This window comes from Pseudomonas sp. KT_2_4, assembly GCF_041410225.1.
Classification (GTDB): Bacteria; Pseudomonadota; Gammaproteobacteria; order Pseudomonadales; family Pseudomonadaceae; genus Aquipseudomonas; species Aquipseudomonas paracarnis.
On record NZ_CP166962.1, the window covers coordinates 3,505,043 to 3,519,271 of the forward strand.

The 14,229-nt window shown below is 59.3% G+C and carries 13 protein-coding genes; 2 read left to right on the top strand and 11 right to left on the bottom strand.

Going from position 1 to position 14,229, the window contains the following annotated elements; translation table 11 throughout:
- Positions 1-10 precede the first annotated feature (10 nt).
- The 4 genes from AB9N64_RS16290 to AB9N64_RS16305 form a co-directional block, all read right to left on the bottom strand.
- Positions 11-1,105: a polyamine ABC transporter substrate-binding protein gene (locus AB9N64_RS16290; RefSeq protein ID WP_014720384.1), complete on the bottom strand. Its 1,095-nt coding sequence runs from the start codon at positions 1,103-1,105 to the stop codon at positions 11-13.
- Positions 1,106-1,316: 211 nt separating this feature from the next.
- Entirely contained in the window at positions 1,317-2,411 is a 1,095-nt protein-coding gene (locus tag AB9N64_RS16295) for a polyamine ABC transporter substrate-binding protein (protein WP_019817783.1), read from the bottom strand.
- A 183-nt stretch (positions 2,412-2,594) separates the two neighbouring features.
- Positions 2,595-3,959 carry an aspartate aminotransferase family protein gene (locus AB9N64_RS16300; protein WP_014720386.1) on the bottom strand — a complete coding sequence of 455 codons (1,365 nt, stop codon included), beginning with the start codon at positions 3,957-3,959 and terminating at the stop codon, positions 2,595-2,597.
- A 57-nt stretch (positions 3,960-4,016) separates the two neighbouring features.
- A complete protein-coding gene (locus tag AB9N64_RS16305; RefSeq protein ID WP_003195249.1) occupies positions 4,017-5,375 on the bottom strand; it encodes a glutamine synthetase family protein in 1,359 nt (452 codons plus the stop codon).
- A gap of 597 nt (positions 5,376-5,972) precedes the next feature.
- Here AB9N64_RS16305 and AB9N64_RS16310 point away from each other — a divergent pair.
- Both AB9N64_RS16310 and AB9N64_RS16315 read left to right on the top strand, forming a co-directional pair.
- Complete coding sequence (locus AB9N64_RS16310) at positions 5,973-7,349, top strand: glutamine synthetase family protein (protein WP_003195252.1); 1,377 nt, start codon at positions 5,973-5,975, stop codon at positions 7,347-7,349.
- A 244-nt stretch (positions 7,350-7,593) separates the two neighbouring features.
- Complete coding sequence (locus AB9N64_RS16315) at positions 7,594-8,223, top strand: TetR/AcrR family transcriptional regulator (protein ID WP_371359526.1); 630 nt, start codon at positions 7,594-7,596, stop codon at positions 8,221-8,223.
- Positions 8,224-8,346: 123 nt separating this feature from the next.
- Here the strand turns inward: AB9N64_RS16315 and AB9N64_RS16320 are convergent, their stop codons facing one another.
- From AB9N64_RS16320 to AB9N64_RS16350, 7 genes are all read right to left on the bottom strand, one after another.
- Positions 8,347-8,562, bottom strand: a complete 216-nt coding sequence (locus tag AB9N64_RS16320) for a molybdopterin-binding protein (RefSeq protein ID WP_003176783.1) — start codon at positions 8,560-8,562, stop codon at positions 8,347-8,349.
- 19 nt (positions 8,563-8,581) lie between these two features.
- Positions 8,582-9,388: an aliphatic sulfonates ABC transporter ATP-binding protein gene (gene ssuB, locus AB9N64_RS16325; RefSeq protein WP_032902254.1), complete on the bottom strand. Its 807-nt coding sequence runs from the start codon at positions 9,386-9,388 to the stop codon at positions 8,582-8,584.
- Positions 9,385-10,170 (bottom strand): aliphatic sulfonate ABC transporter permease SsuC, encoded by a 786-nt coding sequence (gene ssuC, locus AB9N64_RS16330; RefSeq protein WP_003195258.1) that lies wholly within the window; start codon positions 10,168-10,170, stop codon positions 9,385-9,387. Before ssuC ends, ssuB begins: the two co-directional genes overlap by 4 nt.
- A 9-nt stretch (positions 10,171-10,179) precedes the next feature.
- Positions 10,180-11,328 carry an FMNH2-dependent alkanesulfonate monooxygenase gene (ssuD, locus tag AB9N64_RS16335; RefSeq protein ID WP_003195260.1) on the bottom strand — a complete coding sequence of 383 codons (1,149 nt, stop codon included), beginning with the start codon at positions 11,326-11,328 and terminating at the stop codon, positions 10,180-10,182.
- Between the two features lie 26 nt (positions 11,329-11,354).
- Positions 11,355-12,323 (bottom strand): sulfonate ABC transporter substrate-binding protein, encoded by a 969-nt coding sequence (locus tag AB9N64_RS16340; protein WP_371359527.1) that lies wholly within the window; start codon positions 12,321-12,323, stop codon positions 11,355-11,357.
- Positions 12,324-12,420: 97 nt separating this feature from the next.
- Entirely contained in the window at positions 12,421-13,014 is a 594-nt protein-coding gene (gene ssuE / locus AB9N64_RS16345; protein WP_014720392.1) for an NADPH-dependent FMN reductase, read from the bottom strand.
- Between the two features lie 318 nt (positions 13,015-13,332).
- Positions 13,333-13,971, bottom strand: coding sequence for a peroxiredoxin (locus tag AB9N64_RS16350; protein ID WP_371359528.1), 639 nt, complete (start codon positions 13,969-13,971; stop codon positions 13,333-13,335).
- Positions 13,972-14,229 lie beyond the last annotated feature (258 nt).

A 14,229-nucleotide genomic window follows, 5' to 3' on the forward strand; every position in this document is an offset into this window, starting at 1 on the left:
AGTTTTAGCCTTACTTGCCCGTCTTGACCTTGGTCCAGCTACGGGTCATTAAACGCTGCACTTTCGGGGGTAGCTCAAAGTTGACGAATGTCCGCTCGAGAACCGCCTGCGGTGGGTAAACCGCTGCGTCGGTGCGTATCGATTGCTCCATCAGTTTGTCCGCCCCTGGGTTAGGGTTGGCGTAACCGACTTGATCGCTGACCTGAGCGATCACCTCAGGCTGCAGCAAATAGTTGATGAAGGCATGGGCTTCCTTGACGTTGCTGGCATCCTTGGGAATCGCCAGCACGTCGAACCACAGGTTGCCGCCTTCTTTGGGAATCGTGTAGGCGATGTTCACGCCTTTGCCCGCCTCCGCCGCACGGGCCTTGGCCTGGAACACATCGCCGGAGAAACCGGCCGCCACGCAGATGTTGCCGTTGGCCAGGTCCGAGATGTATTTGGAGGAATGGAAGTAGGTCACGTAGGGCCGCACCTTCAGCAGTTTTTCCTCGGCTTTCTTGTAGTCGGCCGGGTTGGTGCTGTTGGGGTCCAGGCCCATGTAGTTGAGTACTGCGGGCAGCATTTCATCGGCCGAGTCCATGAACGACACGCCGCAAGTGGCCAACTTCTTCATGTTTTCCGGTTCGAACAACACGGCCCAGGAGTCGATCTTGTCGACCCCCAGCACTTCCTTGACCTTGTCGACGTTGTAGCCAATGCCATTGGTGCCCCACAGGTACGGCACCGCGTACTGATTGCCCGGGTCGTTCTTTTCCAGGCGCTTGAGCAGCACCGGGTCGAGGTTGGCGTAGTTTGTCAGCAGTGACTTGTCGAGCTTCTGGAATGCCCCGGCCTTGATCTGCTTGCCAAGGAAATGGTTGGACGGCACCACCACGTCGTAGCCGGTGCGCCCGGCGAGCAACTTGCCTTCCAGGGTTTCGTTGGAGTCAAACACGTCATACACAGGCTTGATACCACTGGCCTTTTCGAAGTTGGCCAGGGTGTCGGGGCCGATGTAGTCCGACCAGTTATAAATATGCACCGTCGGTGCGGCCTGTACGCTGGCAGCCAGCGTGATACCTGCACCCACCAGCATGGCTTTGCGAAATAAAGAAATTGGCAAGTGGAGGTCCTCTTGAATAGTTGGGGCCTTGAAGTTGTTGCCCGGCAACAAAACCGGCGCGCAACTTACCGTCGATAAACCGATCCGGCAAAACTTTCTTTGATCTAATTTGTGGGAGGGGGCTTGCCCCCGATGGCGATGTACCATCCGAGAGAATCGCCGACTGACACTCCGTCATCGGGGGCAAGCCCCCTCCCACAGGTTTTAAGGCTTACTTGCCCGATTTGATCTTGGTCCAGCTACGGGTCATTTCACGCTGAGTTGCCGCTGGCATGTCGGCAATGGCGTAGAGCTTGGATTGCACTTCGGCCGACGGATAAATACCCGGGTCGCTGGTGATGTCTTTATCGACCAGGGCAGTGGCTTTCTCGTTACCGTTCGGGAAACGCACACTGTTGGTGATCGCGGCCATGACGTCTGGCTTGAGCAGGTAGTTCATGAATGCGTAGGCAGCCTCGACGTTTTCGGCATCCTTGGGAATGGCGACCATGTCGAAGAAGCTGCCAGCACCTTCCTTGGGAATGTCATAGGCGATCTTGACCTTGCCACCGGCTTCAGCCGCACGGGTTTTGGCCTGTTCGATGTCACCCGAGTAGCCCACAGCCACGCAGATGTTGCCGTTGGCCAGGTCGGAGATGTACTTGGATGAATGGAAGTAGCCGATCGAAGGACGGATTTTCATGAACAGGTCTTCGGCCTGTTTCAGATCAGCCTTCTTCGTCGTGTCGGTCGGCAGGCCCAGGTAATGCAGCGCTACCGGCAGCATTTCGGTTGGCGAATCGAGGAAGCTCACGCCGCAGCTTTTCAGCTTGGCGATGTTTTCCGGCTTCATCAGTACGTCCCACGAGTCGATCTTGTCCACGCCCAGTGCGGCCTTGACCTTCTCCGGGTTGTAGCCGATGCCCATCGAGCCCCACATGTACGGGAAGGCGTGCTTGTTGTCCGGGTCGCTGACCGATACAGCCTTGAGCAGGGATTTGTTCAGGTTGCCGTAGTTGGACAGCTTGGACTTGTCCAGCTCCTGGTAGACACCGGCCTTGATCTGCTTGGCGAGGAAGCTGTTCGACGGCACGACGATGTCGTAGCCGGACTTGCCTGCCAGCAACTTGGCTTCCAGGGTTTCGTTGCTGTCAAAAACGTCGTACACCACTTTGATGCCCGACTCTTTTTCAAAGTTGGCGATGGTGTCCGGTGCAATGTAGTCGGACCAGTTGTAAACGTGCAGCACTTTATTGTCTGCCTGGGCCGCGCCCGCCATTGCGCCCATCAGGGACAAGGCGAGGAGAGTCTTGCCAGCGTTCTTCAAACCTAATGCCTTCATTTGGTGATGCTCCAATTTTTTCTTTTTTGGGCCACAAGCGTTGTATGTTTTACGGCCCAACCGAAGGGCAACAAAACAGGGCGACAGTCTGGCAAGTTCAGGGGCCGGCTTTCAACCAAAGCCCCTGCATTTTTAACTGCCCAGTGCACCGCGCACTGAGCCTAGCACTTAGCCCTGCAAGGCAGCCAAAGTCAGGTCCAGGCAATGGCGGGCCTTGGTGACCAGCTCGTCGATTTCAGCCTTGCTGATGACCAGTGGCGGCGAAATGATCATGGTGTCGCCCACGGCGCGCATGATCAGGCCATTTTCAAAGCAGAAGGTTCGGCAGATCATGCCGGCGCCTTTGCCTTCGTGACGCTTGCGCGTCGCCTTGTCCTGCACCAGCTCGATCGCACCGAGCATACCGACGCCGCGTACTTCACCCACCAGCGGATGATCGCCCAGTTCCCTCAGACGTTTCTGCAAATACGGTGCCGTTTCGTCGTGCACACGGTTAACGATTTTTTCATCGCGCAGGATGCGGATGTTTTCCAGCGCCACGGCCGCGGCCACCGGGTGGCCGGAGTAGGTAAAGCCGTGGTTGAAATCGCCCCCTTCGTTGAGCACCGCCACCACTTCGTCACGCACGATCAGGCCGCCCATGGGCACGTAGCCCGAGGTCAGGCCCTTGGCGATGGTCATCATGTGCGGCTTGAGGTCGTAGAAATCGCTACCGAACCACTCACCGGTACGGCCGAAGCCGCAGATTACTTCGTCGGCGACAAACAGGATGTCGTACTTGGCGAGGATTTCCTTGATGCGCGGCCAGTACGTGGCAGGCGGCACGATCACGCCACCGGCGCCCTGGATCGGCTCGGCAATAAAGGCGCCGACGTTGTCCACGCCCAGCTCCAGGATTTTCTCTTCCAACTGGTTTGCGGCCCACACACCGAATTCTTCGGGGCTCATGTCGCCGCCTTCGCCAAACCAGTACGGCTGCGCGATGTGGGTAATGCCCGGGATCGGCAAGTCGCCCTGCTCGTGCATATAGGTCATGCCGCCCAGGCTGGCGCCGGCCACGGTAGAGCCGTGGTAGCCATTCTTGCGGGCAATGATGGTTTTCTTGTTGGGCTGGCCCTTGATCGCCCAGTAGTGGCGGACCATGCGCAACATGGTGTCGTTGCCTTCGGAGCCGGAGCCGGTGAAGAACACGTGATTCATGCCTGCCGGCGCGACATCGGAAATGACCTTGGCCAACTCCAATACCGGCGGGTGTGCGGTCTGGAAGAACAGGTTGTAGTACGGCAGTTCTTTCATCTGCTTGGCGGCGGCATCGGCCAGTTCATCGCGACCGTAACCGATCGCCACGCACCACAGGCCGGCCATGCCGTCGAGGATCTTGTTGCCTTCGCTGTCCCACAGGTAAACGCCGTGGGCTTTGGTGATGATCCTTGGGCCTTTCTCTTTCAATTGCTTGAAGTCGCTGAACGGCGCCAGGTGGTGATCATTGCTCAAGGCTTGCCATTCACGGGTTTGCGGGTTGTTGCTGGACATACCAATCTCCTAGACTTTTCAGTGAAGGCGCGCCATTTAAAAGGCGCGCCCGGCGCATCAGACGGCGAAGAGCAGGAATTCCCGCTCCCACGAACTGATCACGCGCTTGAAGTTTTCATGCTCGGCCCGCTTGACCGCGACGTAGCCCGTGATGAATTTTTGCCCCAGGTATTTCTCGATGGTCTTGCTGTTTTCCATGCGTTCCAGAGCGTCTTCGATGGTCAACGGCAGGCGCAGGTTGCGCCGCTCATAACCACGGCCCACCACCGGCGCGCTCGGGTTATGGCCTTCGACCATGCCGATGTAGCCGCACAACAGGCTGGCGGCAATCGCCAGGTACGGGTTGGCGTCGGCGCCCGGCAGGCGGTTTTCCACGCGGCGGTTCTGCGGGCCGGCATCCGGTACGCGCAGGCCGACGGTGCGGTTTTCTTCGCCCCATTCCACGTTCACCGGCGCCGAGGTATCGGGCAGGAAGCGGCGGAACGAGTTCACGTTGGGGGCGAATAAAGGCAGCAATTCAGGGATGAACTTCTGCAGGCCGCCGATGTGGTTGAGGAACAGCTGGCTCATGGTCCCGTCTTCATTGGAGAAGACGTTCTTGCCGGTGGCAATGTCGATGATGCTCTGGTGCAGGTGCATCGCGCTGCCGGGCTCGCCGGTCATGGGCTTGGCCATGAAGGTGGCGGCCACGTCGTGCTTGAGCGCGGCTTCACGCATGGTGCGCTTGAACACCAGGATCTGGTCGGCCAGGGACAGGGCATCGCCGTGACGGAAGTTGATTTCCATCTGCGCGGTGCCGTCCTCGTGGATCAGGGTGTCGAGGTCCAGCTCCTGCAGTTCGCACCAGTCGTAGACGTCTTCGAACAGCGGGTCGAATTCGTTGGCTGCTTCTATAGAAAAGGACTGGCGACCGGTTTCCGGGCGGCCGGAGCGGCCAATCGGCGGTTGCAGCGGGAAGTCCGGGTCTTCGCAGCGCTTGGTCAGGTAGAACTCCATCTCCGGCGCCACGATGGGCTGCCAGCCGCGGTCGGAGTAGAGCTTGAGGACTTTCTTGAGCACGTTGCGCGGCGACAGCTCGATCGGGTTGCCTTGCTTGTCGTAGGTGTCGTGGATCACCTGGGCGGTCGGTTCGATGGCCCAGGGCACCAGGAATACCGCGTTCTGGTCGGGGCGGCAGATCATGTCGATGTCGGCCGGGTCGAGCAATTCGTAATAGATGTCGTCTTCGACATAATCGCCGGTCACGGTCTGCAACAGAACGCTCTCGGGCAGGCGCATGCCTTTTTCGGCAATGAACTTGTTGGTCGGCGAGATCTTGCCCCGGGTAATGCCGGTGAGGTCGCCAATCATGCATTCGACTTCTGTGATCTTGTGGTCTTTCAACCAATCGGTGAGCTGGTCGAGGTTGTTACTCATAAATGCCTCTGGGCTGGGTTTCCTGGCATCCATTAAAGGCCAGGCGTTGGTTGACGCAGCATCCGCGTCGTTTTTTCATTCAGGGTAGGAGCTTACCTGCCATTTGCCCGCAGGTTGCATTCCTCAGGCCAAAGTTGTGCGCAATTATGATCGGCACGGCGGATGAGGGTCGCTCAGTGGCGTCGGAGATGGCAAAAAGGAGATCGGCCGGGCCGTCAAGAATATTGGCCGGTGCCTGGGCATTCACACGGGGCGAACGAGCTGCGGACAAAGCCTGGCTGGAGCAGGCGCAGACGCCGATTGGCGGCAGGTGAAACATGAAGCACCCCGGTATTATTGCTGTTATGGGTTTGAATCGAGCTTAGCCTTGTTCATTTTTTTACACAACACCCCCGTAAAAAATCCTACACGGCCCGCTCAAGCCTGCAGGTCCCAAGCCCCTAAAACCCAAAAAACCGCCCCAAAACCCCGCAAAAAAGGCTCCATGGCGCTTTTTTAGGGCAAAAAATGCCTCGCTTGACTTCGGCAGGCCGTTCGGGTTGACTGAAACCAGAAAAGATCAATGATTGATATTTTTAACAACAAAGGTGTTGCATCATGTCGGTACCCCCGCGTGCCGTTCAGCTTAACGAAGCGAACGCGTTCCTTAAGGATCATCCTGAGGTTCTGTACGTAGACCTTCTAATTGCGGATATGAATGGTGTGGTGCGCGGTAAGCGCATCGAACGCACCAGCCTCCACAAGGTTTACGAGAAGGGCATTAACCTGCCTGCCTCTTTATTTGCCCTGGATATCAACGGCTCTACGGTGGAAAGCACCGGCCTGGGCCTGGACATCGGTGATGCTGACCGAATCTGTTATCCAATCCCCGACACCCTGTGCAATGAACCCTGGCAAAAGCGCCCTACCGCGCAACTGCTGATGACCATGCACGAACTTGAAGGTGAACCTTTCTTCGCCGATCCGCGCGAAGTGCTCCGCCAAGTTGTTACCAAGTTTGACGACCTCGGTCTGACCATCTGCGCCGCCTTCGAGCTTGAGTTCTACCTGATCGACCAGGAGAACGTGAACGGCCGGCCACAACCGCCCCGCTCACCGATCTCCGGCAAACGCCCGCACTCGACACAGGTCTACCTGATCGACGACCTCGACGAATACGTCGACTGCCTCCAGGACATTCTGGAAGGTGCCAAGGAGCAAGGCATCCCGGCGGACGCCATCGTCAAGGAAAGTGCCCCGGCGCAGTTCGAAGTGAACCTGCACCACGTTGCCGACCCGATCAAGGCCTGTGATTACGCGGTACTGCTCAAGCGCCTGATCAAGAACATCGCCTACGACCATGAGATGGACACCACCTTCATGGCCAAGCCTTACCCAGGCCAGGCAGGCAACGGTTTGCACGTGCACATCTCCATTCTGGACAAGGACGGCAAGAACATCTTTGCCAGCGAGGATCCCGAGCAGAACGCCGCATTGCGTCACGCGATCGGCGGTGTGCTGGAGACCCTGCCCGCCCAGATGGCGTTCCTGTGCCCCAACGTCAACTCCTACCGTCGTTTCGGCGCACAGTTCTACGTGCCGAACTCGCCGTGCTGGGGCCTGGATAACCGCACCGTGGCGATTCGCGTACCCACTGGCTCGTCCGATGCCGTGCGTATCGAACACCGTGTGGCTGGCGCCGATGCCAACCCTTACCTGCTGATGGCCTCGGTATTGGCGGGCGTGCACCACGGCCTGACCAACAAGATCGAGCCGAACGCTCCGGTGGAAGGCAACAGCTACGAGCAGAACGAGCAGAGCCTGCCGAATAACCTGCGCGATGCCCTGCGTGAGTTGGACGACAGCGAGGTAATGGCCAAGTACATCGATCCTAAATACATCGATATCTTCGTCGCCTGCAAGGAAAGTGAGCTGGAGGAGTTTGAACACTCCATCTCCGACCTTGAGTACAACTGGTACCTGCATACCGTGTAAGCGGTTGCTGCAATAAAAGAACGCCGCTGATTTTGGTCAGTGGCGTTTTTTTATGGGTTTATTTTGGAAACCGGGTTCGCCTCATCGCAGGCAAGCCAGCTCCCACATTTGATCGCGTTCCAACCTTCAAATGCGTTCCATTGTGGGAGCTGGCTTGTCGGGTCGCCGCATCGCTGCGATAGCGGCCTGGCAGACAACACACCTTCCTGCTCATACAATGCCCGCTGCCTTGTAGGAGACATCCATGACCACCCGCCCCGCCGCCCCTCGCAAACCCCGCGCCCGCAGCCAGGCCCGGATCGATGCGATCCTCGACGCCGCCCGCACCTTGCTGGCCGCCGGAGGTGTGGCCAGTTTGTCGATCTACAGCGTGGCCGAACGAGCACAGATACCACCGTCATCGGTGTACCACTTTTTCGCCAGTGTGCCGGCGTTGCTGGAGGCGTTGACCGCTGACGTTCACGCAGCCTTTCGCGCCGCCATCCAGGCGCCCATCGAGCATGAATCGCTCAAGCATTGGCGCGACCTGTCCTACATCGTTGAACAACGCATGCTCAGCATCTACAGCAACGATGCCGCGGCGCGCCAGTTGATCCTCGCTCAGCACGGGTTGGCCGAAGTGACCCAGGCCGACCGCCAGCATGATCTGGAATTGGGCGACTTGATGCTGGCGGTGTTCAATCGCCACTTTGAAGTGCCAACGCTACCGAGCGATGTGGACGTGTTTGCCCTGGCATTGGAGTTGAGCGACCGCGTGTACGCGCGTTCGGTGCATCAGCATGGGCTGATTACGCCGCGCATGGCGGAGGAAGGGATGCGGGTGTTTGACGCGTATGTGGGGCTTTATTTGCCGGCCTATCTGCCCAAGCGCTGATCGTTCCCACGCTCTGCGTGGGAATATATCCCGTGGCGCTCTGCGTCACCTTTTGGCACAGCGGGACGCGGAGCGCCCCAGGCGGCATTCCCACGCAGAGCGTGGGAACGATCAGTGGCGTTATCACAACTTGGCAATCGACACCTCAGTGGATTTCACAAAGGCAATCACTTCACTGCCGATCACCAGCTCCAACTCCTTGACCGAACGGGTGGTGATCACCGAGGTGACAATGCCGGACGCGGTCTGCACGTCAATTTCCGACAGCACGTCACCAACCACGATTTCCTTGATGGTGCCTTTGAACTGGTTACGCACGTTGATGGCTTTAATAGTCATGGTGTTTTTCCTGTGTGAGTTATTGAGCCCAACGCAATTGCGTCGGCAGCGGTGAAACAGGTTCGGGTTCCGGTGGGGAACCGGGTAGCGACAGCACGCGGTTGAGCACTTCGGCTTCCAGCGCGGCCAGGCGGTGTGAGCCACGGGCCCGTGGGCGTGGCAGGTCGATGTTCAGGTCGAGGCCGATTTCGCCGTTTTCAATCAGAATCACGCGGTCGGCAATCGCCACGGCTTCGCTGACGTCGTGGGTCACCAGCAACACCGTGAAACCGTGCTTGCGCCACAGGTTTTCGATCAGTTGCTGCATCTCGATGCGGGTCAGGGCATCCAGTGCGCCCAGCGGCTCATCGAGCAGCAACAGGCGCGGCTGATGGATCAACGCCCGGGCGAGTGCCACGCGCTGTTTCTGGCCACCGGACAACGCCGCCGGCCATTCATTGGCGCGCTCGGCCAGGCCAACCGCTTCCAGCGCATCCAGCGCTTTGGGCCGCCAGTCGCCCTTGAGGCCCAGGCCGACGTTATCGATGATCTTTTTCCAGGGCAGCAAACGCGCTTCCTGGAACATCAACCGTGTATCTTCAATCGCTTCGTGCAGTGGCGCGGAGCCGGCCAGCAGCTCGCCGCCACTGGCTTTGTCCAGCCCCGCCAACAGGCGCAGCAAGGTACTTTTGCCGCAACCGCTGCGGCCGACCACAGCCACGAACTGCCCCGCGGGAATATGCAGGTCGATCTCTTTGAGCACTTCGCGGGTACCAAAGGCCTTGCGCAATTTGCGCACCGCCAGTGGGATACCCTTCAACAGACGCGGAGGTTGTTGGGCCGTCATGCTGCACCTCCTTTGACTTGATACGCCGGGTGCCAGCGCAGCCACACACGTTCCAGCCCACGGGCTGCCAGGTCGGCCAGCTTGCCGAGGATGGCGTACATGACGATGGCCAGCACCACCACGTCGGTTTGCAGGAATTCACGGGCATTCATCGCCAGATAACCGATGCCGGAACTTGCCGAGATAGTTTCCGCCACGATCAGCGTCAGCCACATGAAGCCCAGGGCGAAGCGCACCCCCACCAGGATCGACGGCAGCGCGCCCGGCAGAATCACTTGCCAGAACAGGCTGAAACCGGACAAGCCATAGCTGCGCGACATCTCCACCAATGCCGGGTCGACATTGCGAATGCCGTGGTAAGTGTTCAGGTAGATCGGGAACAAGGTCCCCAGGGCCACCAGGAAAATTTTCGCGGTCTCATCAATGCCGAACCACAGGATCACCAGCGGAATCAGCGCCAGGTGCGGCACGTTGCGGATCATCTGCACGGAGCTGTCGAGCAAGCGCTCGCCCCACTTCGACAAGCCGGTGATAAAGCCCAGGGCCAGACCGATGCTGCCTCCGATCACAAAGCCCAGGCCGGCGCGCCAGCCGCTGATGGCCAGGTGCGTCCAGATTTCGCCGCTGACCACCAGGTTCACCCCGGCTTCGATCACTGCACTCGGCGCTGGCAGAATGCGCGTCGACAACCAACCCGCCGACACCGACAACTGCCACACCGCCAGCAATAAGATCGGCAGCACCCAGGGCGCCACGCGATGGCTGATTTTTTCTAAGTCCATAACGGCGCCTCAGCTCTGTGACGCAGCTTTGGGAAGGATGTCGTTGGCAACCATCTCGCCAAACGGGCTGACGTAGCCGGCGCTTTTGGGCAGCTCGGGACGTTCGATATCCAGGTGCGGGAACAACAGCTCGGCGACCCGATACGACTCTTCCAGGTGTGGATAACCGGAGAAGATAAAGGTATCGATACCCAGGTCCGCGTACTCCTTGACCCGCGCCGCAACCGTTGGGCCATCGCCCACCAGCGCCGTTCCTGCGCCGCCACGTACCAGGCCGACGCCGGCCCACAGGTTGGGGCTGACTTCCAGGTTGTCACGGCTACCGCCGTGCAAGGCTGCCATGCGTTGCTGGCCCACCGAATCGAAGCGCGCCAGGGACGCCTGGGCGCGGGCGATGGTCTCGTCGTCCAGGTGGGAGATCAGTTTGTCGGCGGCTTTCCAGGCTTCGTCGTTGGTTTCGCGCACGATCACATGCAAACGAATGCCAAAGCGCACCGTGCGTCCCAGTTTTGCAGCCTTGGCGCGTACCTGCGCGATCTTTTCCGCAACGGCTGCCGGCGGCTCGCCCCAGGTCAGCACCATCTCCACCTGTTCGGCCGCCAAGTCCTGGGCGGCTTCGGAGGAACCCCCGAAATACAGCGGCGGGCGTGGCTGCTGGATCGGTGGGTAGAGCAATTTGGCGCCTTTGACGCTGATGTGCTCGCCGTCGTAGTCCACGGTCTCGCCTTCCAGCACACGGCGCCAGATGCGGGTGAATTCCACCGACGCCTGGTAGCGTTCTTCATGGCTCAAGAACAATCCGTCGCCAGCCAGTTCTTCCGGATCGCCACCGGTGACCAGGTTGAACAGCGCACGGCCACCAGACAGGCGATCCAGGGTCGCGGCCTGACGCGCGGCCACGGTCGGGGAGATGATCCCAGGGCGCAGGGCAACCAGGAATTTCAAGCGCTGGGTCACGGGGATCAGCGAGGCGGCCACCAACCACGAGTCTTCGCAAGAGCGGCCCGTAGGGATCAACACCCCGCCGAAACCCAGGCGGTCGGCAGCCTGGGCCACTTGTTGCAGGTAACCGTGGTCGACAGCGCGGGCGCCTTCGGCGGTGCCAAGGTAATGACCGTCGCCGTGGGTGGGCAGGAACCAGAAAATATTGAGGCTCATGGAGTTGTCTCCTGAATGAAGTCGGATTACGGCGCTTTGGCAACCGCGGCGGGTGGCGTCCAGATCACGTCCTTGATGCTCAAGGGCTTGGGGATCAATTTGAGTTGGTAGAAGGTGTCTGCGATTTTCTGCTGGGCGGCGACCACTTCCGGGGTCAGGAACAGCGCGCCGTAGCCCTGGCGTTTCACCGATGTGAGGGTGATATCTGCCGGCAGGCCGAGCAGTGGGGCGACCTGCTCAGTCACTTCCTGCGGGTTGGCCTTGGACCATTCGCCTACCGCACGCACCTCTTCCACCAACGCCTTGATCACTTGCGGGTGCTGTTCGGCGTAGGATTTGGTGGCCAGGTAAAACTGATGGTTGTCGGCAATTGCGGTGCCGTCTCGCAGGGTGCGCGCTTGCAGTTGCTTCTCGGCGGCGGCCTGGTACGGGTCCCAGATTACCCAGGCGTCCACGCTGCCACGCTCGAATGCGGCACGGGCATCGGCGGGGGGCAGGAACACGGTCTTTACGTCGGTGTAGTTGAGGCCGGCATCTTCCAGGGCACGCACCAGCAGGTAGTGCACGTTGGAGCCTTTGTTGAGCACGACCTTTTTACCCTTGAGCTCGGCCACCGATTTGATCGGCGAGTCCTTGGGCACCAGAATCGCTTCGCTGGTAGGCGCGGGTGGTTCGTAGGCGACGTAGAGCAGATCGGCGCCAGCCGCCTGGGCAAACACCGGTGGGGTTTCGCCGGTAACGCCGAAGTCGATGGAGCCGACGTTCAGGCCCTCGAGCAATTGCGGGCCACCGGGAAACTCGGTCCACTGCACCTGCACGCCTTGGTCGGCCAGGCGTCTTTCCAGGGTGCCCTTGGCCTTGAGCAGCACCAGGGTGCCGTACTTCTGATAACCGATCCGCAAGGTCTCGGCGGCTTGGGCTTGAACGATGGCGCCGAAGGACACAGCCGCAGCAAAGAGTGCGACCAGACCACGACGCAAGATGACAGTGCGCATGGCGCTCTCTCCAACTGTGCGATTAGGGTTTTGGCTGCACCTGCTTGGCCGTTGTCGGCTGAGTAAGGTGAGGGTTTCCAGCTTTTCGGGGTGAGGCTCAGATGCTCCAGCGAGCACTCAACAAACGTTCATTCAATACGTCAGGGTCCAAAGGTTTTGGCCGTCGCGCCATGGCGCTGTAGAGCTGCTCCAGGGCTTCGTGCAGACGCTGTTCAAGTACCGGCACCAGTTGCGCCTGAACACTGCCTTCGCCATAGGCGATCTGGCTGTCTTCGGCAAAAATACCGTGGAGCAATTCCTGGGCCTTGAGGGCCGACAGCACCGGCTTCAGGGCGTAGTCCACCGCCAGCATGTGGGCGATGCTGCCGCCGGTCGCCATCGGCAGCACCACCTTATGGGCCAGCGCACGCTCGGGCAGCAGGTCCAGTACGGTTTTCAACGCCCCGGAAAACGACGCCTTGTACACCGGCGTGGCGATCACCAGCCCGTCAGCATTGGCGACTTGTTGCAGCAGGTCGATGACCTTGGGGCTGTCGAAGCGTGCGTGCAGCAAGTCTTCAGCCGGGAAGTCCCGTACCTGGTAACTCACCACTTCCACGCCCTGCTGTTGCAGCCACTGACGGGTTTTATCCAGCAAGACCCCAGAGCGGGAACGCTGGCTGGGACTGCCTCCAAGTGTTACGACCAGCATGCAGGAGATTCCTTGAGCAAGTGTCGGCGGTTCGCTGTGCGGCGATGGCGCCAAGATGGGATAGACCTTATCAGCAGATTTATATATCTATAAATCTTATTTATTCATTTGTTTATTCCATAAATACATAAGCGTTTAACCAATCGCCAGGCGAAAAAAAAGGCCGTCGAAACGGCCTGAAAACCCCTGCTGTGTGAGACGGTTTGCAACTTGAAGTCTGTGCTGTTCATGAGGCCGCCATCGCGGGCAAGCCCGGCTCCCACAGGGGAATGCGGTCAACTGTGGGAGCCGGGTTTGCCCGCGATGGCGATATCAGCCTTAACGATTGGGTTGTGGGGTAAGACGCAGGTACGGCTTCACCACGCGATAGCCCTTGGGAAAGCGTTTCTTGATCTCTTCCTCGTCCTTGAGTGACGGCACGATCACCACTTCATCCCCATCCTGCCAGTTGGCCGGCGTCGCCACCTTGTGGTTGTCGGTCAGTTGCAGCGAGTCGATCACCCGCAGGATTTCATGGAAGTTACGCCCGGTACTGGCCGGGTAGGTGATGGTCAGGCGGATCTTCTTGTTCGGGTCGATCACGAATAAGGAGCGCACGGTGAGGGTATCGCTGGCATTCGGGTGGATCAGGTCGTAGAGGTCCGAGACCTTGCGGTCGGCGTCGGCCAGGATCGGGAAGTTGACCACGGTGTTCTGGGTCTCGTTGATGTCTTCGATCCACTTGTGGTGCGAGTCCACTGGGTCTACCGACAGGGCGATGGCCTTGACCCCACGCTTGGCGAATTCGTCCTTGAGCTTGGCGGTGAAACCCAGTTCGGTAGTGCACACCGGCGTGAAGTCCGCCGGGTGGGAAAACAACACTCCCCAGCTGTCGCCCAGCCATTCGTGGAAGCGAATCTTGCCGGCGCTGGAATCCTGTTCGAAGTCGGGGGCGATGTCGCCCAGTCTTAGGCTCATGGTGTGGCTCCTGATGAGTGCTTATGGAGCCCACTGTGCATGGATTTTTTGTGATTTAAAAAGAATAAATATCGATTTATCTAGACGATAAAAGAATATTAAAAATCAGTTCATTGGACTTGGGAACGGCCTGAGGCCAACATCGCCTCCAAGGTTCGAGAAGGCCTTGAGACGCTGCAAAAAAGAGGGATTCAGGAAGGGCTTGCGGGGGTTGAGCCCGACTTGAACAGCAAGACACCTTGCCCGGCATTGCGCCGG